This window comes from Azospirillum sp. TSO5 (genome assembly GCF_003116065.1).
In the GTDB taxonomy this organism is placed as follows: domain Bacteria; phylum Pseudomonadota; class Alphaproteobacteria; order Azospirillales; family Azospirillaceae; genus Azospirillum.
In genome coordinates, this window is sequence record NZ_LGQY01000128.1 from 1 (window position 1) to 24,229 (window position 24,229).

Below are 24,229 nucleotides of genomic sequence, written 5' to 3' on the forward strand. Positions count from 1 at the left end.
GCCAACCACCTGAACATCACGGAAGCCACCGTGAAGGTTCACCTGAAGAGCCTGCTGCGCAAGATCAACGCCTCCAACCGTACCCAGGCCGCCATCTGGGCGCTGAACAACGGCATCGGCGGCGAGTTGGCCGGCGCCAACGTGGTCGCCGCGGCGGCGAACCAGTAACGACACACCCGTCCATTGCCCCCATCCCCACCTTGCCTGTCCGAAGGGAAGGTGGGATGTGGCCGTCATTGCATGACATGAATTGCCCGCCTGAATGAAGGCGGGCTTTTTCATGCGATTACATCATTGGATCGGAATAACCGGGGATCAAACCGGCAGCCGGATCACCGCGCGCAGGCCGCCATAGGGGCTGTCGTCCAGCGTGATGTCGCCGCCGTGGCTGCGCGCCACGTCCCGCGCGATGGTCAGCCCCAGGCCGGACCCGCCGGTGTCGAGATTGCGGCTGCTGTCGACGCGGAAGAAGGGCTTGAACACATCGTCGCGCAGATAGGCGGGGATGCCGGGCCCGTCGTCGTCCACCGTGATCTCGATGATGCCGCCCTTCGGTTCGGCCTTGACCCAGGCGGTGCCGGCATGGCGGCCGGCATTGACCAGCAGGTTGGCGATGCAGCGGCGGACCGCATTCGGGCGCAGCGGCAGGATCAGCCCGTCCGGCGCGGTCAGCGTCACTTCGGTCCCGTCGCGCCGCGCGCCGGCGGCGACCTCGTTCAGCAGGCGGGTCAGGTCGGTCGGCTGTACCGCCTCCGTCCCCTCGCCGCGGGCGAAAGCGAGATAGCCTTCGATCATGGTTTCCATCTCGGCGACGTCGGCCTTCAACTCCTCCACCTCCGGATCCAGATCGGGATCCTCGATCATGTCGAGCGCCAGCTTCATCCGGGTCAGCGGCGTGCGCAGATCGTGGCTGACGCCGGCCAGCATCTCGGTGCGCTGGTTGATCTGGCGCTGGATGCGTTCGCGCATCAACAGGAAGGCGGAGGCCGCCTGCCGCACCTCCGTCGCGCCCTCCATCTTGAAGTTGGAGACGTCGCGGCCCTTGCCGAGCGCGTCGGCGGCGATGGCCAGCCGCTTGATCGGCCGGATCTGGTTGCGCATGAACAGGATGGCGACGGCGAACAGCACGATGGCCGATCCGACCATCCACAGGATGAAGATATAGCTGGTCGGCGTGAACAGCCGGCGTTCCGGCGACATCACCGACAGCACGCCGTCGGCCATCTGCACCCGGATCTCGTACCATTCGTGGGCGACGCGGGTGTTGATGGTGAAGGGGCGGCCGACCCGCTCGTCCAGCGCCTTGCCCAGCGTGCGTTCCAGCAGGCCGCTCAGCTCCCGGCGCTTGTTTGGCAGGATCTGGTCCGGCTCCACCGTGACGATCAGGTCCGTCGTGCGGGCGGCGGTGGCCAGCGTCCAATCGCGGCCGTCCTGCGACGGGTCGCGCTCCAGCATGGCGATGACGGTGGCGATATCGCCGGCGACCGCATAGGCCAGCCGGTTGGTCACCGTGTCCCAATGGCGGTCGTAGAAGATCCAGGTCGCCACCGCCTGGGCCAGGATCACCGGCGTGACGATGATCAGCAGCGACCTGCCGAAAAGGGTGCGCGGCAGGAAGCGTTTCAGGAACGGCGTGCGACGCCGTCGTTCGGCGCGCCGCGCCGCCGCCCGGCCGGCCGCCGCGCCGTCGGCGTCGGCCCCTCCGCTGTCGGCCCGTCCGCTGCCGGCCGCCGTCACGGATCGGGCCTCAGCACATAGCCCTCGCCACGGACGGTGTGGAGATAGCGCGGCTCGCGCGGGTCGGCCTCGATCTTCCGGCGCAGGCGGGTCACCTGGACATCGACGGTACGGGCGTTGCCGGCGACCTTGCTGCGCTCCGTCAGCTCATCGCGCGTGAAGGTCACGCCGGGGGAGGCGGCGAGGATGCGCAGCAGGCTGGCCTCCGCTGTGGTCAGGCGGATCACCTCGTCGCCGTGGCGCAGCTCGTCGCGGTCGGGCAGGTAGATGAGGCGGCCGAGCCGCACCGGCGCCGCGGGCGGGGCTGCCGGTTCCGGCGGGCGCGTCGCCTGCCGGCGCAGGATGGAGTTGATGCGCAACAGCAGTTCGCGCGGATTGAAGGGCTTCGCGAGATAATCATCGGCCCCGGCCTCCAATCCGGCGATGCGGTCGTCCGGCTCGTCGCGGGCGGTCAGCAGCAGGATCGGCAGGTCGCGCTCGCGCCGCAGCGATTCGGTCAGCGACAGCCCCGACTCGCCCGGCATCATGATGTCGAGCACCAGCAGGTCGAAGGCGAGCCCGCCCAGCTGCGCCCGCGCGTCGGCGGCGTCGCGGGCCGTGCTGACAAGAAAGCCGTTTCCGGCGAGATACTTGCGCAGAAGTTCGCGCAGGCGGGTGTCGTCGTCGACGACCAGGATGTGGGGCTGATCTTCGGTCATGACGGGACTATAACGCGGCTCCCCGCAATCGACATAGGGGCGCCATGCGGGACATACCTTGGGTATGCATGGCGGGCAGGCGTGTAAGCGTTTGGCCGTTTCGACCTCGAACCGTGTTATCCTCCATATGTCCTCTACGAGGGCCGAGAGACACGAGGAGCGATCACGATGGCCGACCACCACAGGTCCAACGACCCCAGGGACCTGGACGCCCAAGACCTCGCCGACATGACCCGTGCCTTCCTCGCGAAGGGAGGGAACATCGTCCAATGCCCGCCGGGCGCCTCCGAAAACGTGGTTTACCGCAAGGGCGGCTTCCGCCGCCGCAATCCCAATGAGGCAAAGGCGGCCGCCGAAAAGCCGGCTGACGGTGCAACCCAGGGCGCAGCCGAAGACAAGCCGGCGGAAACCCAATCCGCAGCGCCGGTGGAGACTACCGAATCGAAGGCCGGCTGATCCGGTCGAGCGTTTCCTGATTTAGCGTTTCACGGCAAGACGGGCAGGGGGAACGGGCGGAGCGAATTTCGCCCGGTCCTCCTCGTCCAGCATGCCCATCATCACCTTGCGGAATCCCTCCACCGCCTCGGCCCCCGCCATGCGATAGGCGCGGGCGATGCGCTGACGTTGGGTTTCCGACAGCTGGCGTTCCAGCTCGACACCCTTTTCCGTCAGCTCCAGCAGCCGTTGCCGCCGGTCGCGGGCGCCGGTCTGCTGATCGATGAAGCCCTGGCGCACTAGCTCGCCCAGCACGCGCGACAGGCTCTGCTTGGTGATCTTCAGGATCGCCAGCAGTTCCGACACAGTGATCTTGGGATAGCGGCCGACGAAGTAGATCACGCGGTGATGCGCGCGGCCGAAGCCGATTTCCGCCAGAATTTCGTCCGGTTCGGCAGTGAATTCGCGATAGGCGTAGAAAAGCAGCTCCATCCCGGTACGGAGTTCCTCCTCGCGGAGGAAGAGCTGGTTAACGCCTGCTTTCAGATCGGCCATGGCGACGCGGTTGGTTCAATTTGTTCTAATTAGGACAGCAACTCAGACATAAACAATCGTGCGCCCGGTTACAAGAACAAGCTCATTCCCGCAAACGGCTTTTCCCGCCGCCGCTCAGGCGCTGCCGATCAGGATGCCGGTGGCGAAAACCAGCAGCCCGCCGACCACCACCTGGAAGGCGGCGGACAGCAGCGGCGTGTCCATATAGCGGTTGCGGATCCAGGCGATGATGGCCAGCTCGATCACCACCACGCCAACGGCGATGGCGGTCGCCGTCCAGAAATGCGGGATCAGATAGGGCAGGGCGTGGCCCAGCCCGCCCAGCGTGGTCATCGCGCCGCAGACCAGCCCGCGCAGCCACGGGCTGCCGCGCCCGGTCAGCGACCCGTTGTCGGACAGAGCCTCGGCGAAGCCCATCGAGATGCCGGCGCCGATGGAGGCGGCCAGACCGACCAGAAAGGTCTCGTGACTGTCCTGGGTGGCGAAGGCGGCGGCGAACAGTGGGGCCAGGGTAGACACCGACCCGTCCATCAGCCCGGCCAGACCCGGCTGCACGACCTGCAGCAGGAACAGCCGGCGTTCCGATTCGTGTTCCTGCTCCCGAACCTCCGGTGAGACGTATTTCGCCTCCAGCCGTTCGGCCTTGGCCTCGTGCCGGCGCTCCTCCTCGGCCAGATCGCCCAGCAACTGGCGGACTGCGGCGTCCTGCGACCGCTGGGCGGCGCGGGTGTAGAAGCGCTTGGTCTCCGCCTCCATCAGCTCGGCCTGCCGGCGCACGGTCTCAAGGCCCAGCGGGCGGGAGAGCCAGACCGGCTTGCGCTCCACGAAGCCCTTCACGTCCTGGCGGCGGATCAGCGGGATGTGGTCGCCGAATCGCGCGCGGAACAGCTCCAGCAGCCGGTGCCGGTGCCCGCTCTCCTCCGACGCCATGGCGCTGAACAGCTTGGCCGTGTCCGGGTAATTGTCGGAGAGGGCGTGGGCGAACTCGTCGTAGATGCGGCTGTCCTCCTCCTCCAGCGCGATGGCGAGCGCCAGCAGCTCCTTTTCCGTCAGGTCCGAGAAGTTCTTCATGGGGGTCAGGCCTTCGCCGCGTCTGGATGGTGCGTTGCGAATGATGCTATTCCGTAAAAGGGCATCTGCAACATGGCACTTCGTCTGGTCCGGCTCCGCCGTGGGTCTGATGGGCCTTCGCCGGCAGACTGCTACAAGATGTCTCTTATGGCTGCCGACGGCCGATGTGCCGGTCGGGTGAGTGGAATTTCCGCGGCGGGCTTGCTATGGGCTTGGATCACGAGAGGCCAAGAACGTTCCACAAGTTCCCATATAAAGCCGAGACAAGAAGGAAACGACCATGACCGCCAACCGGAAGCTGATCGCCGGAAACTGGAAGATGAACGGGTTGAAGGCCGACGGGCTGGATCTCGCCTCCGACCTCGCCGGTCGGCTGAAGGGCGCCGGTCCGGTCGTTTTCGACATGCTGGTCTGCCCGCCCTTCCCGCTGCTGTTCCCGGTGGGCGAAGCAATCGCCGACAGCCCGCTGGCGCTGGGCGGCCAGGATTGCGCGCCCAAGACCTCCGGCGCCCATACCGGCGACGTGGCGCCGACCATGCTGAAGGATGCCGGCTGCCGTTTCGTCATCCTCGGCCATTCGGAGCGCCGCGCCGACCATGGCGAGAGCGATTCGGTGGTGAACGCCAAGGCGGTCGCCGCCCACAAGGAAGGCCTCGTCGCCATCATCTGCGTCGGCGAGACCGAGGCGCAGCGCGACGCCGGTCAGGCGAATGCCGTGGTGTCGGGCCAGCTCGCCGGCTCCATCCCCGCGGGCGCGACGGCCGAGAACACCGTCATCGCCTATGAGCCGGTTTGGGCCATCGGCACCGGCAAGACCGCGACTCCGGACGACGTGAAGGCGATGCACGCCCACATCCGCGCCGAGCTGGACGGCAAGATCGCCGAGTCCGCCAAGGTCCGCATCCTCTATGGCGGTTCGGTCAAGCCGAACAACGCAACGGAGCTGATGGCGGTGGAGAATGTCGACGGCGCGCTGGTCGGCGGCGCGGCCCTGAAGGCCGACGATTTCTGGGCCATCGCCACCGCCTGCCGCTGATCCGCCACGCTGGTGTCAGCCATGCCGCCAATGGATATGGCCTGGGTATTTTGGCGCTGGCATATCCCGCGGCGGCGCGGTACAAACAATGGGCGCGCGCCACGGGCCCTTAAGACGGCCTGTGGCGCGCTATTCGATTTTTGGGATGGGCGTGGGGTGAGCATCGCATGGAATCGGTGATTCTGGTTATTCACCTGCTGATCGCCGTCGGGCTGGTCGGCGTGATCCTGATCCAGCGGTCGGAAGGCGGCGGACTCGGCATCGGCGGCGGTACCATGGGCGGCATGATGAGCACCCGTGGCACGGCCAACCTGCTGACGCGGACCACCGGCATTCTGGCGGGCTGCTTCTTCGCCACCAGCATCGTGCTGGCGATCCTGGCCGGCGGCCATTCGCGTCCGGCGTCGATCATCGACACGCTGCCGGCCTCTCCGACGGCCCCGGCCCAGCCGGCGACCCCGGCCGCTCCGGCCCAACCCGCGCCGCCGGTGTCCCAGTAAAGGGACCATCCAGCGCACGGGTACGAAGCGGACAGCGAGGCGGCCTCCCCGAAGCCGCCTCTTTCTTTTGAGGGCCGACGACCGCGACGTGAGTTTCGGCGCCGACCCCTCGGGGACATGAAATATCCGCCCCCTATGGGGACACGGAACAGCTCTCAAGCTCTTCGGACGGACATGACTCGCTACATCTTCATCACCGGTGGCGTCGTTTCTTCGCTGGGCAAAGGTCTGGCATCGGCGGCGCTTGGGGCGCTTCTCCAGGCGCGCGGCTACAAGGTGCGGTTGCGCAAGCTGGATCCGTACCTGAACGTCGATCCCGGCACGATGAGCCCCTATCAGCACGGCGAGGTCTTCGTGACCGACGACGGGGCTGAGACGGACCTGGATCTCGGCCATTACGAGCGCTTCACCGGCGTGTCGGCCCGCAAGGGCGACAACATCACCACCGGCCGCATCTACTCCACCGTGATCGCGAAGGAGCGTCGCGGCGATTACCTGGGCGGCACCGTCCAGGTCATTCCGCACATCACCGACGAGATCAAGGAGTTCATCCGCGCCGACGCCACCGATGAGGACTTCATCCTGATCGAGATCGGCGGCACGGTGGGCGATATCGAGTCGCTGCCCTTCCTGGAGGCGATCCGCCAGTTCGGCAACGAGGTCGGGCAGGAGAATGTCCTCTACATCCACCTGACCCTGCTGCCCTACATCCCGACCGCCGGCGAGCTGAAGACGAAGCCGACCCAGCATTCGGTGAAGGAGCTGCTGAGCGTCGGCATCCAGGCCAACATCCTGCTGTGCCGCGCCGACCGTCCGATTCCGGAGAACGAGCGCAAGAAGATCGCGCTGTTCTGCAACATCCGTCCGGAGCGGGTGATCGCGGCGCTGGACGTCGATTCGATCTATCAGGTGCCGATCAGCTACCACGAGGAAGGCTTCGACACCCAGGTCCTGAGCTATTTCGGCCTGCCGGTCGACAAGGAGCCGGACCTGTCGCGCTGGACCCGCATCATTGAGCGGGTGCGCAAGCCGCAGGGCGAGGTCACCATCGCGGTGGTCGGCAAGTACATCAGCCTGCTTGACAGCTACAAGTCGCTGGCCGAGGCGCTGACCCACGGCGGCATCGCCAACAACGTCAAGGTCAACCTCGACTGGATCGATTCGGAGATCTTCGAGGATGACGACGCGGCGGTGAAGCGGCTGGAGAATGTCCACGGCATCCTGGTGCCGGGCGGCTTCGGTTCGCGCGGGACGGAAGGCAAGATCCGGGCGGCCCAATTCGCGCGTGAGCGCAAGGTGCCGTACTTCGGCATCTGCTTCGGCATGCAGATGGCGGTGATCGAAGCCGCCCGCAACATGGCGAAGATCGAGGATGCCGGCTCCACCGAGCTGGGCAAGCCGGGCAACCCGGTCGTCGGTCTGATGACGGAGTGGATGCGCGGCAACACGCTGGAGCGTCGTGCCGAGGTCGGCGATCTGGGCGGCACCATGCGGCTCGGCGCCTATCCCGCCAAGCTGCTGGAGGGCAGCAAGGTCGCCGAGGTCTATGGCACCACCGACATCTCCGAACGGCACCGTCACCGCTATGAGGTGAACGTGTACTACAAGGAGCGTCTGGAGCGCTGCGGCATGAAGTTCAGCGGTCTGTCGCCGGACGGGGAACTGCCGGAGATCGTCGAGATCCCCGACCATCCCTGGTTCATCGGCGTGCAGTTCCACCCGGAACTGAAGTCCAAGCCGTTCGAGCCGCACCCGCTGTTCACCGCCTTCATCAAGGCGGCCATCGATCAGAGCCGGCTGGTCTGACCGGCGCCTTTGCCCCCTCCCTAACCCTCCCCCGCGTTCCGCGGGAGAGGGAACTCCGCCGTACTTCCGCAAAGCTCCTACCCCCTCTCCCGCGAAGCGGGGGAGGGATGGGGAGGGGGCAACCAGCGCACGAGCTTATGCACTGAAAACGCCCCGCCCCCCAAAAGCGGGGCGTTTTCATGTCCGGCACTTTCCCTATACGTCAGCTTCCTTGCGCACCCGAAAACCTTGTGCGACGATTTGCGGAAAATCGCATAGCCAAACAATCGGATCGGGGAGTGACCATGAATCGCGTCAGGATCGCTGCGCTCGCCACCTGCCTGACCGCGCTCGCCGCGGTCCCGGCCGTCGCGGCGGACTATTCCTCCACCATCTTCTTTGGCGACAGCCTGACCGACAGTGGGGCGTTCCAGTCGCTGCTGCCGTTCGGCGGCAAGTTCACCACCAATCCGGGGCCGGTGTGGGCGGAGAACCTTGCCGGCGCGCTCGGTACCTCCGCCACCACGGCGGCGTGGGGCGGTACCGACTATGCGGTCGGTGGCGCGCGGGTGAACACGTCGGTCGGCGTCCCGGCGACAGGCCCGACGGCCCTGGCACCCAGCGTGGCGACGCAGGTCTCCGGCTATCTCGCCTCCACCGGCGGACGGGCCGATCCGAACGCGCTTTACACAGTCTGGGGCGGCGCCAACGACATCTTCGCCGCGCTCAACAACCCGGCGACCGCGCAGGCCACTGTGACGCAGGCGGCCGGCGATCTGGTGACGCAGGTGGCGCGGCTGCGCGCCGCCGGTGCGCGCACCATCCTGGTGCCGACGGTGCCGGACATCGGATCGACCCCGTTCGGGCAGGCGCAGGGCGCGACGGCGGCGGCGCAGATCACGCAGCTGGTCAGCGGCTATAACCAGTTGGTCACGCTGGGTCTGGCGAATGCAGGCGTTTCGGTCATTCCGATCGACACCTATTCCCTGCTGCGGGCGGCGGTGGCGAATCCGGCCTCCTTCGGCTTCGCCAATGCGACCGGCACCGCCTGCACCACCAGCAGTTCTCTGCTCTGTACCTCCGCCTCGCTGGTGGCGCCGAACGCCGCGGAGAGCTACCTGTTCGCCGACGGCGTCCACCCGACCACGGCCGGCCATCGCGCAGTTTCGGACTTCGTGCTGAACGCGCTGACCGCCCCCGGCAACGTCGCGCAGCTTGCCGAATCGCCGATCCACACCCGCGACCGGCTGACCGCCACAATCCTCGCCCAGGCGGCAACGAGCCTGTGGAGCCGCAAGCCGGGCACGACCGGCGCCTGGATCAGCGGTGGAGTCGGCCGGCTGACCAGCGACCGCACCGGCGATCCCGGCATCGGCGGACAGGCCGAGGTGCGCGGCACACCGCTGTCGATCAGCGTCGGCATCGACAAGCGCTTCACCGAGAACCTGCTGCTCGGCGTGGCCGGCACGGCGTCGCATTACCGCGGCAGCTTCTCCACCGGCGGCGATTACAAGCAGCGGGAGTATGTGCTGAGCGGCTACGGCATCTACCGCATGGGCGGCGCCTTTGTGAACGGCGTCGGTTCCATCGGCTTCGCCGATTACGACCTGCGGCGCGGCGTGACCATCAATGGCACCGACCATTCCACCGGCGGCAGCACCGAGGGCATCAACGCCTCCATCGGCGCCGAAGGCGGCTATGAGTTCATGACCGGCGGGCTGACCCATGGCCCGGTGCTGGGCCTGCGCTATCAGCATGTCGAGGTCGAGGGCTTCAGCGAGGACAGTAGCCTGTTCGGCTTCACCTACCGCTCGCAGACCCGTAATTCGCTGGTCGGTAGCGTCGGCTATCAGGCGGCCTATGATTTCGGCAGCGTCCTGCCCTACGCCAAGGTGACGCTGAACCGGGAGTTCAAGGACGACCAGCGCAGCATCACGGTGGAAAGCCGCAGCATCTCCACGCTCGCCTACGACGTGGCGGTGGCGAAGCCCGACCGCAGCTATGTCGATCTGACGGCCGGCGCCTCCTTCAAGCTGGCGGAGTCGGTCACCGGCACGCTCGGCCTGAATGCCCGGTTGGGTGAGGAGAACCGCCGTGATTACGGCGGCTTTGTCGGCGTCAGCGTCGGTTTCTGACGAAAGGCGGGGTGACCGGGGGCAAGTCCGCTCCATATCAGGGGCGGATTTGCCAACGGGAGGAAAACAAAACCATGTCCGAGGTGATGATCGATGCCGCCGATGGTGGCCACTTTTCGGCTTATGTCGCCAAGCCCAAGGTGACGCCCGCCGGCGGTCTGGTGGTGATCCAGGAAATCTTCGGCGTCAACGCGGTGATGCGGGAGCAATGCGACTGGTATGCCTCGCAAGGATTCCTGGCCGTGTGCCCCGACCTGTTCTGGCGCCAGCAGCCGGGCGTGCAGCTGACCGACAAGACGCAGGAGGAGTGGAACAAGGCCTTCGCCCTGATGAACGGCATGGATCAGGACAAGGCGGTGGAGGACCTGAAGGCGGCGCTGGCCTGGGTGCGCGGACAGGATGGATGCACCGGCAAGGCCGGCAGCGTCGGCTACTGCCTGGGAGGCCGGCTGGCTTTCATGATGGCGACGCGGTCGGACGCCGACGCCAATGTCGGCTATTACGGCGTCGGGCTGGAGGGGCTGCTGGGCGAGGCGGGCAACATCGGCAAGCCGCTGCTTCTGCACATCGCGGAGAACGATAAGTTCTCCAGCCCCGACAAGCGCGACGCGGTGGTGGCCGGGGTGAAGGACAACAGGTGGGTGACCGCCAAGGTCTATCCTGGCATGGACCACGCCTTCGCCCGGCCGGGCGGCGAGCACTACGACCAGGACGCGGCCGACGAGGCCAACCGGCTGACGGTGGAGTTCTTCCGCACGCATCTGGGGTGAGGGTAGTCGATTTCTTAGGTGCTTTTGCCCCCTCCCTAACCCTCCCCCGCTTTGCGGGAGAGGGAACTCCGCTGCTCATGCGCTCAGTTCCCTCTCCCGCGAAGCGGGGGAGGGTCGGGGAGGGGGCATTCAGTAGGCGCCTAAGTGGCTTGCAGCGCGCACCGCCGCCCGCCATTGACCATCCCCCCATTTAATGGGATGCAAAGGCCCACGGGCGCCCTCTCGCCCGTTTTCGTTTTGGAGCACTCCGATGACCACGCCGCGCCCTATCCAGATCGGCGACCTGACCGTTGCCAACGACCGTCCCTTCGTCCTGATCGCCGGCCCCTGCCAGATGGAAAGCCGCGACCATGCGATGGAGACCGCGTCCGCGCTGGTGGAGATGACCAAGGCGCTGGGCATGGGGCTGATCTACAAGTCGAGCTTCGACAAGGCCAACCGCACCTCCATCACCACCGCGCGCGGCCTGGGTATGGACAAGGCGCTGCCGATCTTCGCGGAAATCCGCGAGCGCTTCGGCTGCCCGGTCATCACCGACGTGCATGAATCGACCCAGTGCGCTCCCGTTGCCGAGGCGGTGGATGTGCTGCAGATCCCGGCCTTCCTCTGCCGCCAGACCGACCTGCTGATCGCCGCCGCCGAAACCGGACGCGCGGTGAATGTCAAGAAGGGCCAGTTCCTGGCGCCGTGGGACATGAAGAACGTCGCCGCCAAGCTGGTCGCCTCCGGCAATGAGCGCGTCCTGCTGTGCGAGCGCGGCGCCAGCTTCGGCTACAACACGCTGGTGTCGGACATGCGGTCCCTGCCGATCATGGCGGAGACCGGCTTCCCGGTGGTGTTCGACGCCACCCATTCCGTCCAGCAGCCGGGCGGGCAGGGCACCACGTCGGGGGGGCAGCGCGAGTTCGTCCCGGTTCTGGCCCGTGCCGCCATCGCGGTCGGCGTCGCCGCCGTCTTCATGGAGACGCACGAGAACCCCGATTGCGCCCCCAGCGATGGCCCGAACATGGTCGCGCTGAAGGACATGCCGGCCCTGCTGGCGAAGCTCCAGGCCTTCGACCGTCTGGCGAAGTCCTAAAAACGTGTAACTTGGAACGGGCCGGTTCAGCCTTCGGGGACAGTCATGATAGTCGGTCGGAGTTTTCGGGGTGCGGTCGTGGCGCTCCTGCTGCTGGTGGTCGCCTTCCCGGCGCTGGCGCTGGAGAGCTTTCAGAAATCCAAGCTGACCGTCGAAACGTCGGGCGGCGGCAAGTTCCGCTTCGACGTCGAACTGGCGCTGACGCCCGGCCAGCAGGCCCAGGGCTTGATGTTCCGCCAGTCGATGCCGGCCGATGCCGGGATGTTGTTCGTTTACGACCGGGTGCAGCCGGCCAGCTTCTGGATGAAGAACACGCTGATCCCGCTCGACATGCTGTTCATCGCCGCCGACGGCCGCATCGTGAACATCCACGAGCGCGCGGTGCCGGAATCGCTGGACTCGGTCAATTCCGACGGGCCGGTGAAGGCGATCCTGGAGTTGAACGGCGGCATGGCCTCGCGGCTGGGCATCCGCCCCGGCGACCGCGTGGTGTCTCCCGACATCGCCAAGCCCTGAACGGAAAGCCCTCGCGCCGATAGATGATCCGCCGCCCATGACTTTCGCGTAAACTCGCCCAGATCAATCGCGCGGGGCTTGAGCGGCGCGGAGGGCTGGGATGGCCAAGGGAGCAAGCGGCCGGGCGGCGATCTTTCTCGGACTGGCGCTCAGCGCCGCGGCCGGCCTGTCCGCCTATGTCGTGCTGGCACGGGCGGAACCGGGGCCGGCCTATCGCCTCGCGCGGGTCGAACAAGGCCCGCTGGTCAGCGCCATCACCGCCACCGGCACCATGAGCGCGCTTGTGACGGTGGAGGTCAGTTCCCAACTCTCCGGCCAGATCGCGGAGCTGTATGCCGATTTCAACAGCCGGGTCACCAGCGGCCAGATCCTCGCCCGGCTGAACGGCGACCAACTGGCCGCCCGGCTGGCCCAGGCCGGCGCCGATGTCGATTCCGCCAAGGCGGCACTCATCCAGCAGCAGGCGCTGCACGACAAGGCGCGGGCCGATCTCGCCAGCGCCAGGGCCAGCGTCGCCAATGCCGACGCCCAGATCGTCCGTGCCGACCTCGTCCAGCGTGATGCGGAGCGCGACCTGCGCCGCCGACGCGACCTGCAGGGACGCGGCGTCGTCGCCGCCGCCGATCTGGAGAAGGCGGAAACCGCCGCCCACAGCGCCCAGGCCCAATTGATCGCTGCCCGTGCGCAGAAGCGGCAGGCCGAAGCGGCGGAAGCATCGGCCGATGCCTCGCTGGCGGTCGCCGCCGCCCAGGTCGAGGTCGCCCGCGCCCAGGTCGCCCAGCGCGAGGCGGCCCTGCAGTTGGTGCGCGTCGACCTCAACCGCTCCGTCATCCGCTCGCCCATCGACGGGGTGTGGTGAACCGGGCGGTCAGCACCGGCCAGACGGTGGCGGCCAGCCTGTCGGCGCCCACCCTGTTCACCATCGCCCAGGATTTGCGTCAGATGGAGGTTCTCGCCAACATCGACGAGGCCGACATCGGCAGGGTGCGCGAAGGCATGCCGGTGCGCTTCACCGTCAACGCCTTCCCTGGCGACAGCTTCACCGGCCGCGTGGCTCAGGTGCGGCTGGCGCCGAAGGAGGACATGACGGTCGTCACCTACATCGTCGTCATCACGGTGGAGAATCCGGAGCTGCGGCTGCTGCCGGGCATGACCGCCAATTTGCGCATCACGGTGGACGAACGGCCGTCCGCGCTGAAGCTGCCCAACGCAGCCCTGCGCTTCCGCCCGCCGGGAGCCGAAGCCTCGACCGATGCGCCGACGCCGACCACCGGCGGCCCCAATGGCGGGCGTGGCGCCGCAGCGCTGGAGGCGGCGGCCAAGCGGGTGATTGACGGGCTGAAGTTGGACGAGACGAGGCGCCGCGACATCACCACCCTAGTGGCGGAGGCGCGCGACCGCTTCGCCGCTCTGGACGCCGAGGGCGGCGACCCCGAACGCCGCCGGGTGGAGGCGAACGCCATCCGCACCGCGACCCTGGAGCGAATCGCCGGGCTGCTCGACCCGGAACAGCGCGACCGCTTCGAGGCTCTGGTGGTCCCCGGGCGCGCGGTGGAGGCGGTGCGGACGGTCTGGGTGCCCGGCCCCGGCAATGGCAGCGCGGTCGGCATAGCAGTGCGGCTCGGTATCGGCGACGGCAGCTATACGGAGGTGGTGTCGGGCGACCTGCGGGCCGGGCAGGAGGTCATCACCGGTATCCTGGCCCCCGACCGCGACGGCCGCCGGGGACCGCGCCTTGGCTTCTGATCCTACGGCACCCGAACCCCTCATCGCTGTCGAACGCCTCAGCCGCCGCTATCGCATGGGGCCGCAGACCGTCCACGCGCTGGACGACGTGACCGTCACCATCCGCCGGGGCGAGTTCGTGGCGGTGATGGGACCGTCGGGGTCGGGCAAATCCACCTTCATGAACCTGCTGGGCTGTCTGGATCGTCCCGATGCCGGACGGTACCGGCTGGATGGGCAGGAGGTCGCCGGCCTGTCCTCCGACGCGCTGGCGGCGGTGCGGAACCGCAGCATCGGATTCGTCTTCCAGTCCTTCAACCTGCTGCCGCGCCAGACCGCGCTCGACAACGTTATGCTGCCGATGGTCTATGCCGGCGTCGGCCATGCCCAGCGGGTGGAGCGGGCGCTGGCGGCGCTCGATTCGGTGGGGCTGCGGGAACGGGCAAGGCACCGGCCGACCCAGCTTTCCGGCGGGCAGCAGCAGCGGGTCGCCATCGCCCGCGCCCTGGTCAACGATCCGCTGCTGCTGCTTGCCGACGAACCCACCGGCGCGCTCGACACTGCCACCAGCCTGGAGATCATCGGCCTTTTCCAGCGGCTGAACCGGCGCGGCATCACCATCGTGCTGGTGACGCACGAGCCGGAGGTGGCGCGATTTGCGGCCCGCGTCCTGCAGTTCCGCGATGGCCGCCTGGTCGACGATCTGCATCAGAAGCCGGAGACCGCGGCATGACCGCTTGGGACGCCTTGCGCGCGGCGCTCGAGTCCCTGCGGGCGAACCCGCTGCGTAGCGCGCTGACCATGCTGGGTATCGTCATCGGCGTGGCGGCGGTGATCGCCATGGTCGCGGTGGGAGCCGGCGCCCGCGATCAGGTGCTGCGCCAGATCGCCAGCCTGGGCACCAACCTGATCCTGGTGGGGCAGGGCAGCATCGTCCGCAGCGGCGTGAAGCTGGGGGCCGGCACCGCATCCTCTTTGACGGAGGACGATGCGCTGGCGGTGCTGTCGGAGATCCCCGGCGTGGTGGTGACCGCGCCGTCGGTGCGCTGGGGCCTGCAGATCGTCGCCGGCAACCAGAATTGGGGCACCATTCTGTTCGGCATCACGCCGGATTACATGGACGCCCGCGACTGGACCATCGCGCTGGGACGCGACCTGTCGGACGAGGATGTTGCGCAGGCGAACAAGGTCGTGGTCCTCGGTCAGACGGTGGTGCGCAACCTGTTCGGCGGCGGCGATCCCATCGGAGAGCCGGTGCGGCTGTTCTCCACCCCGCTGACCGTCGTCGGGGTGCTGGCGGAGAAGGGGCAGAACACGCAGGGCCAGGACCAGGACGACGTCATCTTCGTGCCGCTGTCCACCGCCAAGCGCAACATCCCGGGCATGGCGAAGAGCAACCCGCGCTTCATCCACAGCATGGCGGTGAAGATGCGCGACGGTGCCGACATGGCGGAGGCGCAGGCGCAGATCCGCGACCTGCTGCGCCAGCGCCATCGGCTGATCCCCGGCCAGGACGACGATTTCTGGATGCGTGACCTGTCGGAGGTATCGGCGACCCGCGACGAGTCCTCCCGCGCCCTGTCGTTCCTTCTGGCCGCCGTGGCTGCGGTCTCGCTGCTGGTCGGCGGCATCGGCATCATGAACATCATGCTGGTGTCGGTGACCGAGCGCACGCGCGAGATCGGACTGCGGCTCGCCATCGGGGCGCGGCGGCGCGACATTCTGGTGCAGTTCCTGATCGAATCGATCACCCTGTCGCTGATCGGGGCCGCGGTCGGCGTGGCGCTGGGCGTCGGCACTGCCGTGGCGGTCGCGGCGCTGGCCGGCTGGCCGACGCTGATCCGGATCGACTCGATCGTGCTTGCGGTGGTGGTCAGCGGGCTGGTCGGCGTCTTCTTCGGCCTTTACCCGGCGCGGCGCGCCGCCGGCCTCAATCCCATCGAGGCACTGCGGCACGAATAGCGGCGAAATCCGCCTCCGCATCGCCCTCCAGCACGACAAGCCGCGCATCGCTGCGGGCCAGCCACAGCGCCAGCCGCCCGACCCACGCCACCTCGCGCGGTATGGCGAGCAGCGACGGCTGCCGTTCCGCCATCACACGGGCCAGGGCCAGGGCCGAGGTCGCGGCATGGCGTTTGGCGAGGTCGATCTGCCCGACGGCGGGGTTCAGCGCCGCGCGCAACGGTCCCCCGCCCATCGGTGCCACCACATCCACCGCAACGTCGGCGCGCAGCAATCGATGGGCGAGATCGACCGCCGAGCGGCGGTCCGGCCGGTCCTTGAGGTCGGGCAGAAACAGGGCGACGGCAAGCGGGGCGGGGGTGAGCGATGGCAACGAAACGGATCCGGAACGGTGTTGGAGACAGGCTGTTGAGCGACCGAACGCCGCACCAAATGCCCAAGGCGGCAGGCTGGATGGAAAAGTCCGCAAAAGCGGTGCGCCGTCCGCTTGCCGTGGGCGTGGCGTTCGTGTATCTCACAACGCGGCGACGGGGCGTAGCGCAGTCTGGTCAGCGCGCCAGTTTTGGGTACTGGAGGCCCCCGGTTCGAATCCGGGCGCCCCGACCATCGCCAGGGTACAACTCCGCGTTCAGGCCATCAGCGCCGGGGACGCCATCGCAGGCATTTGGGGAGACGAGCGAGCCATGAACGTCCGGATCTATCAGCCGAGCAAGACGGCCATGCAATCCGGCCGGGCCAAGACTCACCGTTGGATGCTGGATTACGAGATCGAGACGCCGCGCCGTCCGGAACCGCTGATGGGCTGGACCAGCTCCGGCGACACGCTGAATCAGGTGCGCCTGTCCTTCGAAACGAAGGAAGAGGCCATCGCGTTCGCGGAGCGCGAGGGCTGGAACTACACCGTGCAGGAAGCGCCGGTCCGCCGCGTCCGTCCGCGCAACTACGCCGACAACTTCCGCACCGATCGCCCGCGCTTCTGATCGCAAATCCGGGACAAGGCCCCATAGCTCAGTTGGATAGAGCAGCCGCCTTCTAAGCGGCAGGTCGCTGGTTCGAATCCAGCTGGGGTCGCCATCTCGGCAGACCGTTGCAAGACAAAAGAAAAGCCCCGCTTCGGCGGGGCTTTTTCCTTTGTGAGCGGATGGGGACGGCGCGTCGGCGGTTAGGCTGCTTTGATGTCGCCGAGGAAGGCTTCCACGTCGCGACGCATCATCTCGGCCTGCCTGGACAACTCACCGGCGGCCGACAGCACCTGAACGGCGGCGTTGCCGGCTTCGCCCGCGGCCTGTGTCACCTGGACGATGCTGCCCGTCACCTCCTGTGTGCCGGTGGCGGCTTGCTGGACGTTGCGGGAGATCTCGTTGGTCGCCGCACCCTGCTCCTCGATCGCGGCGGCGATGGCGGTGGTGATGTCGTTGATGCTGCCGATGGTGCCGCCGATCCCGGTGATCGCCGTCACTACCCCCTGCGTGGTCTGCTGAATGGCACCGATCTGGCTGGCGATTTCCTCCGTCGCCTTCGCGGTCTGGCCGGCCAAGTTCTTCACCTCGCTGGCGACGACTGCAAATCCCTTGCCGGCCTCTCCCGCCCGCGCCGCTTCGATGGTCGCGTTCAGGGCAAGCAAATTGGTCTGGCTGGCGATGTCGGTGATCAGGCCGACCACCTCGCCGATCTTCTGGGCGGCATCGGCGAGGCTGCGCACCGCGTCGCTGGTCTGCGTCGCCTCGCCCACCGCCTTGCCGGCGATGTCGGCGGAACGGGCGATCTGGCTGCCGATCTCGCGGATGGAACTGGCCATCTCCTCAGTCGCGGTGGCGACCGTCTGGACGTTGGCGCTGGTCTGTTCGGCGGCGGACGCCACCACGGTGGCCTGGGTACTGGTCTGCTGGGCCATCGCAGACATGGCATGCGCAGTCGCGTCCAGTTCCGACGCCGCGGTGGCGACGGTGCGCAGGGCAGCGCCCGACGAGGTCTCAAAACCCGTCAGCAGCCGTTCGATGGCCTGAGCCCGGCGCGCTTTGGACTGCTGTTCGGCGGCTTCGACTGCGGCGAGCCGATCGGCCTCGATCAGCCCGTCCTTGAACACCTGGACCGCACGGGACATGGCGCCCAACTCGTCCTTGCGCTCCGTTCCATCGACGGCCGCCGATAGTTCGCGATTCGCCAAGCGGCCCATGGTGGCGGTCAGAGTCTGAACCGGCCGCACCACGGCGGTCAGGATCAGCAGGATTGCAACGGTCCCTACAGCGATCACCACCAGGATTGCGCCGGCTATCCAATTGCGGGAGACGACATAGATTTCGGCACCATGATCTGCGGCCTTCACACCTTCGGTCCGATTGAACTGCGCCAGTTCTTCCAGCAGGCTCTTAGCCTTGCGAAAATCCGTCCGTGAGATGCCGACAAACAGTTCGGATAGCTCTGCAGTCTGGTTGTTGCGCGCAAGCGGGCGCAGCTTGTCCTTGCTGAGGGCGATGTAGTTGTTAAGAGCGACGACGAACTTCCTGTAGGTTTCGGTCTCCCAACCCGGTGTCAGAAGCTTCTCATAGTTCGCGCATTTTTCTTGGATCGTCTTAATAATCCGGTCAAGACTTTCCTCCTCATTGCGAATCCTTGTCTCGTCCTGAACGGCGATCAGCGCGCCTTCGCCACTCCGATAAGAATAGAAGGTCGAATAGACTTCACCGATGGCCGCGACCGAGGGCAACCAATTGTCGCGAATCTCGGCCGCCTCACCGTTGACGGAGGAGATGCGATTGATCGCAAAGAGGCCCAATAGCGCAGTGCCGATCAACAGCACCGTGAAAGCCGCAGTAACCTTCGCGCGAACAGACGCGTTCATCATCCAGCCCATAGTGACGCCCTCAGTTTCTACTAAATGAGAGTCTTCACAAGTTGGAGGCTGGACGAAATAGGGGCTGACCCTAACTGCGTACAAATATTACCAAATTCCGGACGGCTGGTCGGAACTACAGTAACATCTCATCTGGAATGGCGGCTCCGCATTTCACAGCAAAGCATACGCTCATTTATGCCATGTGCGGCATTTCCGATAGGCTTCGACTTTCAGAGAATTGGAGAATGGTGATCCGGGTGGGATTCGAACCCACGGCCACATGATTAAAAGTCACGTGCTCTACCGACTGAGCTACCGGATCATCCTCTCGCGGCGGTGGGAAACTGACCCCCGCCGGAAGTGGGCGCACCATAGAAAGACGCGCCCGAAAGGTCAACCATGGGCTTGATGGGAAATGCAGGATTTTGCCATCAAGCCCGCCCATCAAGCCCCCATCAGCCCATGATTCCGGGATCAGGTCTGGCTGGTCGTCGGCACTATGCCGTTGCCGGCTTCAAGGGCGAAGCGTTCGGCCAGCCGTTCCGCGACGCGGGGCGAGACGAAATGGCGGATGTCGCCGCCGAGCCGCCCGATCTCCTTCACGAAGCGGGAGGAGATGAACTGGTGCTTCTCCGACGACATCAGGAAGATCGTCTCGACCTTCGGGTTCAGCCGCGCGTTCATGCCCGCCATCTGGAACTCGTATTCGAAGTCCGAGACGGCGCGCAGGCCGCGGATGATCACCCTGGCATTCACCTCCATGGCGAAATGCATCAGCAGATTGTCGAACGCCCGCACCTCGATGCTGGCGCCGGCGGCGTTCAGCCCGGCCACATCCTCGCGAACCATGGCGACCCGCTCGTCCGTGGAGTAGAGCGGCCCTTTGCCGGCATTCCGGGCGACGCCGATGATCAGGTGGTCGACCTGACGGGCGGCGCGCTGGATGATGTCCATGTGACCGTTGGTGATCGGATCGAAGGTGCCGGGATAGACACCGATTCGACGACCCTCGCTGGTCTCGGTCTGGCTGGTCGCCATGGGTTCCCCTTTACGCCCTTCCGTTATTCGTTCGGCGCGGCGGAGCTGCCGGCATCACCGGTGGGCTCGACCGAACCGTTGGCGTCATCGCCAGTCTCAACGCCCGTATCCACGCCGTTCTCGCCTTCTTCCTCGGCGATGGTGGCGACGGACACCACGCGCTCGTCCGCCCCCACGCGGAACAGCGTGACGCCCAGCGTCTTGCGGCCAGCCACCCGCACGTCGTGCAGCGGCATGCGGATCACCTGGCCGCCGTTGGTGACCATCATCACCTGATGGTTCGATTCGACCGGGAAGGCGGCAACGATGGAGCCGTTGCGCTCGCCCATCTCCATGTTCCAGATGCCCTGGCCCCCGCGTCCGGCGGTGCGATACTCGTAGGACGAGCTGCGCTTGCCATAGCCGCGGTCGGAGACGGTCAGAATATACTGTTCCTTCTGTTTCAGTTCTTCGTATCGCTCCTGCGACAGGGTGACGCTGTCCGTCGGCACCTCGTCGGCTTCCGGCGCGGCCTCGCCCTCCATCTCCAGGCCTTCGTCGCGCTTCATCTTGAAGAAGGCGGCGCGCTCCTCGGGCGTGGCGTCGACATGGGTCAGGATCGACAGCGACACCACCTCGTCGCCATCGGCCAGCCTGATTCCGCGCACGCCGGTCGAGGTGCGGCCGGCGAAGACGCGCACGTCGTCCACGGGGAAGCGGATGCACTTGCCGCCGCGGGTCGCCAGCAGGACGTCGTGGGTCTCGGAGCAGGTGTGGACGCCGATCAGACGCTCGCCTTCCTCCTCCAGCTTCATGGCGATCAGGCCATTGGAGCGGATGTTGGCGAAGTCGGACATGCGGTTGCGGCGCACGTTGCCCTTCGACGTGGCGAAGACGACGTGCAAGTCGGACCAGGCGGCCTCGTCCTCCGGCAACGGCAGGACGGTGGTGATGGTCTCCCCGTCGATCAGCGGCAGCAGGTTGACGAAGGCCTTGCCGCGCGCCTGCGGGTTGCCCAGCGGCAGGCGGTAGACCTTCAGCTTGTAGACCATGCCGCGGTTCGAGAAGAGCAGCAGCGGCGTGTGGGTGTTGGCGACGAACAGGTCGCTGACCGCGTCCTCCGCCTTCATCGACATGCCGGAGCGGCCCTTGCCGCCGCGCTTCTGCGCGCGGTAGGTCGACAGCGGCACGCGCTTCACATAGCCGGACTGGCTGACGGTGACGACCATGTCCTCGCGCTGGATCAGGTCCTCGATGTCGGCCTCGAACTCCAGATCCTGGATTTCGGTGCGGCGCGGGTTGCCGAACCGCTCCTTCATCTCCACCAGCTCGTCGCGCAAAATCCCCATCAGCTTCGGCCGATTGGCGAGCGTGGCGAGGAAGTCGGCGATCTTGTCGGTGACGTCGGTCAGTTCGGCGCCGATCTTGTCGCGCTCCAGCCCGGTCAGGCGGTGCAGACGCAGGTCGAGGATGGCGCGGGCCTGGACCTCCGACAGGCGGTAGGTGCCCTGTTCGCTGACGCCGCGGCCGGGTTCGTCGATCAGCTCGATCAGCGGGCCGACGTCGTGAACCGGCCATTCGCGGTTCATGATCTCCTCGCGCGCCCAGACGGGGTCGGGCGCGCTGCGGATCAGCTGGATCATCGCATCAAGGTTGGCGACGGCGACCGCCAGACCGACCAAGGTGTGCGCCCGCTCGCGTGCCTTGCCGAGCAGGAACTCGGTCCGGCGGGTGATGACCTGCTCGCGGAAGCGGATGAAGGCGGTGATGATCTGCAGCAGATTCATCAGCTCCGGACGGCCGCCGTTCAGCGCCAGCATGTTGACGCCGAAGGAGGTCTGGAGCTGGGTGTGGCGGAACAGCTGGGCCAGCACCACGTCGGGAACCGCGTCGCGCTTCAGCTCGATCACCACGCGCACGCCGTCGCGGTCGGATTCGTCGCGCAGGTCGGCGATGCCCTCGATGATCTTGTCGTTCACGACCTCGCCGATGCGTTCCATCAGCTTGGCCTTGTTGACCTGATAGGGAATCTCGGTCGCGACGATGGCGGTGCGGTCCTTGCGCACCTCCTCGAAATGGGTCTTGGCGCGCAGGATGACCGAGCCGCGCCCGGTCTGCAGCGCCGCCCGGCTGCCCGACCGGCCGAGGATCAGGCCGCCCGTCGGGAAATCGGGGCCGGGCACATGCTCCATCAGCTCGTCGAGCGTGACGTCGGGATTGTCGATGTAGGCGCAGCAGGCGTCGATCACCTCGCCCAGATTGTGGGTCGGGATGTTGGTCGCCATGCCGACGGCGATGCCGCCGGCGCCGTTCACCAGCAGATTGGGGAAGCGCGCCGGGACGACGGTGGGCTCGCGCCCCGAATCGTCGTAGCTGGCCTGGAAGTCGATGGTGTCCTTGTCGATGTCGTCCAGCAGCGCTTCCGCCGCCTTGGCCAGACGCGCTTCGGTGTAGCGCATCGCCGCCGGCGGATCGCCGTCCATCGAGCCGAAATTGCCCTGGCCGTCGATCAGCGGCAGGCGCATGGAGAAGTCCTGCGCCATGCGGACCATGGCATCGTAGATCGCGCTGTCGCCGTGCGGGTGGTATTTACCCATCACGTCGCCGACGATGCGCGCCGACTTCTTATAGGGCTTGGTCGAGTCGTACCCGCCCTCCTTCATCGCGTAGAGGATGCGCCGGTGCACCGGCTTCAGCCCGTCGCGGACGTCGGGCAGGGCACGGCTCACGATCACGCTCATCGCGTAGTCGAGATACGATTTCCGCATCTCGTCTTCGATGTTGATCGGCGCGATGTCGGAGGCGGGAGGAAGGGGCGTATTGCTCAAGCGGACACTCATTTTTCGAAGGTGCCGCCGCTTGCGGTTCCGCGGCAGTCACTGGCCTTGCGGGCCGAAAGTTTGCCAAGGAAATATAGCAACTCTCGCAATTGCACACAATGATTCGGGGCTGGAAACCCCTGCCGATGCCCCTTCCGATGCCGGTTCAACGCCTGCTGAGATGTGCGAAGCGCAGGGACAGGATGGTGACGGACACCAGACTGGCGATGAGAATTCCCTCGAACAGGCCGTGGGCGCCGTGGCCGAGACCGAAAACCAGGAAGGCAGACACCGGAATCATCACCACCGCGTAGGAGAAGAAGTGCAGCGCGGTGGGGATCCAGGCGTCATGCCGGCCGCGCAGCGCGTTCGCCATCACCGTCTGGCCGCCGTCGGCGATCAGGATCCAGGCGGCGAAGGCGATCAGCGGCGCCACCGCCTCCAGCAGTTCCGGGTTGTTGGTGTAGATGGCGCCCAGCGCATCGGGCAGGCTGCGATAGAGCACGCCGACGCAGGCCAGGATGGCGCTGGTGACCCCGAGGCCGGTCCAGCCCGCCAGCGCCATGTCGCTGCGGTCGCCGCGGCCATAGGCCACGCCAACCCGCACGGCAGTGGCCGACGCCAGCCCCACCGCCGCCATGAAGGGCAGGGCGGTCAGGTTCAGACCCACCGTATAGGCGCCCAGCGCCAGCGGCGAGATCATGCCGGCGAACAGGCCGAGCGCCGCGAAGGCGCCGCTCTCCACCCCGATGCTGAGTCCGGCGGCATAGCCGAGGTGGCGCTGGCGCGCCGCGCCGCTCCACCAGCCGGACACCGGCAGGCGGACCTGCCAGCGGTCATGATCGTGCATCCACCAGACATAGGCGACCAGCCCCAGCCCCATGGACCAGCGCACGATGCTGGTCGCCCAGGCGGACCCGACCGCGCCCAAGGGCTCCAGCCCGATATGGCCCCACACCAGCGCCCAGGCGAGCGCGGCATTGACGAGATTGCCGATCACCATGGCGATCATGCCCGGCAGCGGGCGCTTGATGCCCTCCAGGAAGAAGCCGGTGGTGATGTAGAGCATCATGCCGGGCGCGCCCAGCCCCAGCACCGCCAGCACATGGGCGCCGCCCGCCGCCATCTCCGGCGTCTGGCCGCCGGCCTGGAACAGCGGATCGCCCAACAGCGAAATCAGTGCGAACAGCACGCCCAGCAGCAAGGCATAGGGGACCGACCGCCGCCATGCCCGGCCGCACTCCACGTCGCTGCCGGCGCCGAAGGCGTGGGCGGTGATCATCACCGTCCCCATCAGCAGCCCGACGCCGGTGCCGACCATGATGTTGCCCGGCAGGTGCGCCAGCCCGTAATAGGCCAGTTCCTGCGCCGAGAAACGGCCGACGATCGCCGTATCGACCGCCATCATCACCATCAGCCCGGCGCGGGAGACGATGACCGGCGCCGCCAGCCGCAGCAACTCGCCGATGTGGGCGGCGAGACGCGCGCGCAACGGCTCGGGGGCGGGCAGGGTGGCGGTGCTCATGACTGGACCTGTGGCGACGGAGGGATGAC

General features: G+C 66.9%; 23 protein-coding genes and 3 tRNA genes. 16 read left to right on the top strand and 10 right to left on the bottom strand.

The annotated features are described in order from the left end of the window. Positions 1–168: LuxR C-terminal-related transcriptional regulator (locus TSO5_RS27145; protein ID WP_146203847.1), on the top strand; the 168-nt coding region annotated here is incomplete at its 5' end. A gap of 147 nt (positions 169–315) precedes the next feature. On the opposite strand, the gene TSO5_RS27150 is transcribed toward TSO5_RS27145, so the two are convergent. Together TSO5_RS27150 and TSO5_RS27155 are read right to left on the bottom strand one after the other, a co-directional pair. After that, a complete protein-coding gene (locus TSO5_RS27150; RefSeq protein ID WP_109154546.1) occupies positions 316–1,737 on the bottom strand; it encodes an ATP-binding protein in 1,422 nt (473 codons plus the stop codon). Then, complete coding sequence (locus TSO5_RS27155) at positions 1,734–2,435, bottom strand: response regulator (protein WP_109154547.1); 702 nt, start codon at positions 2,433–2,435, stop codon at positions 1,734–1,736. The genes TSO5_RS27150 and TSO5_RS27155 overlap by 4 nt, the downstream gene beginning before the upstream one ends. A gap of 168 nt (positions 2,436–2,603) precedes the next feature. Here TSO5_RS27155 and TSO5_RS27160 point away from each other — a divergent pair, with 168 nt between their 5' ends. Further along, on the top strand, positions 2,604–2,891 hold the full coding sequence (locus TSO5_RS27160) for a hypothetical protein (RefSeq protein ID WP_247870987.1): 288 nt from the start codon (positions 2,604–2,606) through the stop codon (positions 2,889–2,891). Between the two features lie 21 nt (positions 2,892–2,912). On the opposite strand, the gene TSO5_RS27165 is transcribed toward TSO5_RS27160, so the two are convergent. Both TSO5_RS27165 and mbfA read right to left on the bottom strand, forming a co-directional pair. After that, complete coding sequence (locus TSO5_RS27165) at positions 2,913–3,425, bottom strand: MarR family transcriptional regulator (protein WP_098739700.1); 513 nt, start codon at positions 3,423–3,425, stop codon at positions 2,913–2,915. 114 nt (positions 3,426–3,539) lie between these two features. Then, entirely contained in the window at positions 3,540–4,496 is a 957-nt protein-coding gene (gene mbfA / locus TSO5_RS27170) for an iron exporter MbfA (protein ID WP_109154548.1), read from the bottom strand. A 280-nt stretch (positions 4,497–4,776) separates the two neighbouring features. Between mbfA and tpiA the strand changes: the two genes are divergently transcribed. The 11 genes from tpiA to TSO5_RS27220 all read left to right on the top strand — a co-directional run bounded on the left by tpiA (position 4,777) and on the right by TSO5_RS27220 (position 16,003). Beyond that, a complete protein-coding gene (tpiA, locus tag TSO5_RS27175) occupies positions 4,777–5,532 on the top strand; it encodes a triose-phosphate isomerase (protein ID WP_109154549.1) in 756 nt (251 codons plus the stop codon). 167 nt (positions 5,533–5,699) lie between these two features. Then, positions 5,700–6,032, top strand: coding sequence for a preprotein translocase subunit SecG (secG, locus tag TSO5_RS27180; protein WP_109154550.1), 333 nt, complete (start codon positions 5,700–5,702; stop codon positions 6,030–6,032). Between the two features lie 174 nt (positions 6,033–6,206). Continuing rightward, positions 6,207–7,838 carry a CTP synthase gene (locus TSO5_RS27185; protein ID WP_109154551.1) on the top strand — a complete coding sequence of 544 codons (1,632 nt, stop codon included), beginning with the start codon at positions 6,207–6,209 and terminating at the stop codon, positions 7,836–7,838. Positions 7,839–8,122: 284 nt separating this feature from the next. Next, positions 8,123–9,952, top strand: coding sequence for an autotransporter domain-containing protein (locus TSO5_RS27190; protein ID WP_158282494.1), 1,830 nt, complete (start codon positions 8,123–8,125; stop codon positions 9,950–9,952). 74 nt (positions 9,953–10,026) lie between these two features. After that, positions 10,027–10,722 (top strand): dienelactone hydrolase family protein, encoded by a 696-nt coding sequence (locus TSO5_RS27195; RefSeq protein ID WP_109154553.1) that lies wholly within the window; start codon positions 10,027–10,029, stop codon positions 10,720–10,722. A gap of 250 nt (positions 10,723–10,972) precedes the next feature. Continuing rightward, positions 10,973–11,800 (top strand): 3-deoxy-8-phosphooctulonate synthase, encoded by an 828-nt coding sequence (gene kdsA, locus TSO5_RS27200; RefSeq protein ID WP_109154554.1) that lies wholly within the window; start codon positions 10,973–10,975, stop codon positions 11,798–11,800. A 78-nt stretch (positions 11,801–11,878) separates the two neighbouring features. After that, positions 11,879–12,316 carry a DUF192 domain-containing protein gene (locus TSO5_RS27205; RefSeq protein ID WP_247870988.1) on the top strand — a complete coding sequence of 146 codons (438 nt, stop codon included), beginning with the start codon at positions 11,879–11,881 and terminating at the stop codon, positions 12,314–12,316. 100 nt (positions 12,317–12,416) lie between these two features. Next, positions 12,417–13,175 carry a biotin/lipoyl-binding protein gene (locus TSO5_RS33515; protein ID WP_247870989.1) on the top strand — a complete coding sequence of 253 codons (759 nt, stop codon included), beginning with the start codon at positions 12,417–12,419 and terminating at the stop codon, positions 13,173–13,175. Then, positions 13,172–14,062 (top strand): efflux RND transporter periplasmic adaptor subunit, encoded by an 891-nt coding sequence (locus tag TSO5_RS33520; RefSeq protein ID WP_247870990.1) that lies wholly within the window; start codon positions 13,172–13,174, stop codon positions 14,060–14,062. The genes TSO5_RS33515 and TSO5_RS33520 overlap by 4 nt, the downstream gene beginning before the upstream one ends. After that, positions 14,052–14,774 (top strand): ABC transporter ATP-binding protein, encoded by a 723-nt coding sequence (locus tag TSO5_RS27215; protein ID WP_282183537.1) that lies wholly within the window; start codon positions 14,052–14,054, stop codon positions 14,772–14,774. The genes TSO5_RS33520 and TSO5_RS27215 overlap by 11 nt, the downstream gene beginning before the upstream one ends. Next, a complete protein-coding gene (locus tag TSO5_RS27220) occupies positions 14,771–16,003 on the top strand; it encodes an ABC transporter permease (RefSeq protein ID WP_109154556.1) in 1,233 nt (410 codons plus the stop codon). The genes TSO5_RS27215 and TSO5_RS27220 overlap by 4 nt, the downstream gene beginning before the upstream one ends. Here the strand turns inward: TSO5_RS27220 and TSO5_RS27225 are convergent. Then, positions 15,972–16,376 carry a hypothetical protein gene (locus tag TSO5_RS27225; protein WP_109154557.1) on the bottom strand — a complete coding sequence of 135 codons (405 nt, stop codon included), beginning with the start codon at positions 16,374–16,376 and terminating at the stop codon, positions 15,972–15,974. The genes TSO5_RS27220 and TSO5_RS27225 overlap by 32 nt on opposite strands. A gap of 155 nt (positions 16,377–16,531) precedes the next feature. On the opposite strand from TSO5_RS27225, the gene TSO5_RS27230 reads away from it, so the two are divergent. The 3 genes from TSO5_RS27230 to TSO5_RS27240 all read left to right on the top strand — a co-directional run bounded on the left by TSO5_RS27230 (position 16,532) and on the right by TSO5_RS27240 (position 17,077). After that, positions 16,532–16,609: transfer RNA gene (locus tag TSO5_RS27230), tRNA-Pro, on the top strand. 77 nt (positions 16,610–16,686) lie between these two features. Next, positions 16,687–16,983: an ETC complex I subunit gene (locus TSO5_RS27235; protein WP_014247573.1), complete on the top strand. Its 297-nt coding sequence runs from the start codon at positions 16,687–16,689 to the stop codon at positions 16,981–16,983. Positions 16,984–17,000: 17 nt separating this feature from the next. After that, positions 17,001–17,077 (top strand) — tRNA-Arg (locus TSO5_RS27240). Positions 17,078–17,165: 88 nt separating this feature from the next. Here the strand turns inward: TSO5_RS27240 and TSO5_RS27245 are convergent. The 5 genes from TSO5_RS27245 to TSO5_RS27265 all read right to left on the bottom strand — a co-directional run bounded on the left by TSO5_RS27245 (position 17,166) and on the right by TSO5_RS27265 (position 24,200). Further along, entirely contained in the window at positions 17,166–18,857 is a 1,692-nt protein-coding gene (locus TSO5_RS27245) for a methyl-accepting chemotaxis protein (protein ID WP_109154558.1), read from the bottom strand. 228 nt (positions 18,858–19,085) lie between these two features. Continuing rightward, positions 19,086–19,161 (bottom strand) — tRNA-Lys (locus TSO5_RS27250). 152 nt (positions 19,162–19,313) lie between these two features. After that, entirely contained in the window at positions 19,314–19,877 is a 564-nt protein-coding gene (gene coaD / locus TSO5_RS27255; RefSeq protein WP_109154559.1) for a pantetheine-phosphate adenylyltransferase, read from the bottom strand. Positions 19,878–19,900: 23 nt separating this feature from the next. Continuing rightward, positions 19,901–22,696 (bottom strand): DNA gyrase subunit A, encoded by a 2,796-nt coding sequence (gene gyrA, locus TSO5_RS27260; RefSeq protein WP_199231035.1) that lies wholly within the window; start codon positions 22,694–22,696, stop codon positions 19,901–19,903. Positions 22,697–22,841: 145 nt separating this feature from the next. Beyond that, a complete protein-coding gene (locus TSO5_RS27265) occupies positions 22,842–24,200 on the bottom strand; it encodes an MATE family efflux transporter (protein ID WP_109154560.1) in 1,359 nt (452 codons plus the stop codon). Positions 24,201–24,229 lie beyond the last annotated feature (29 nt).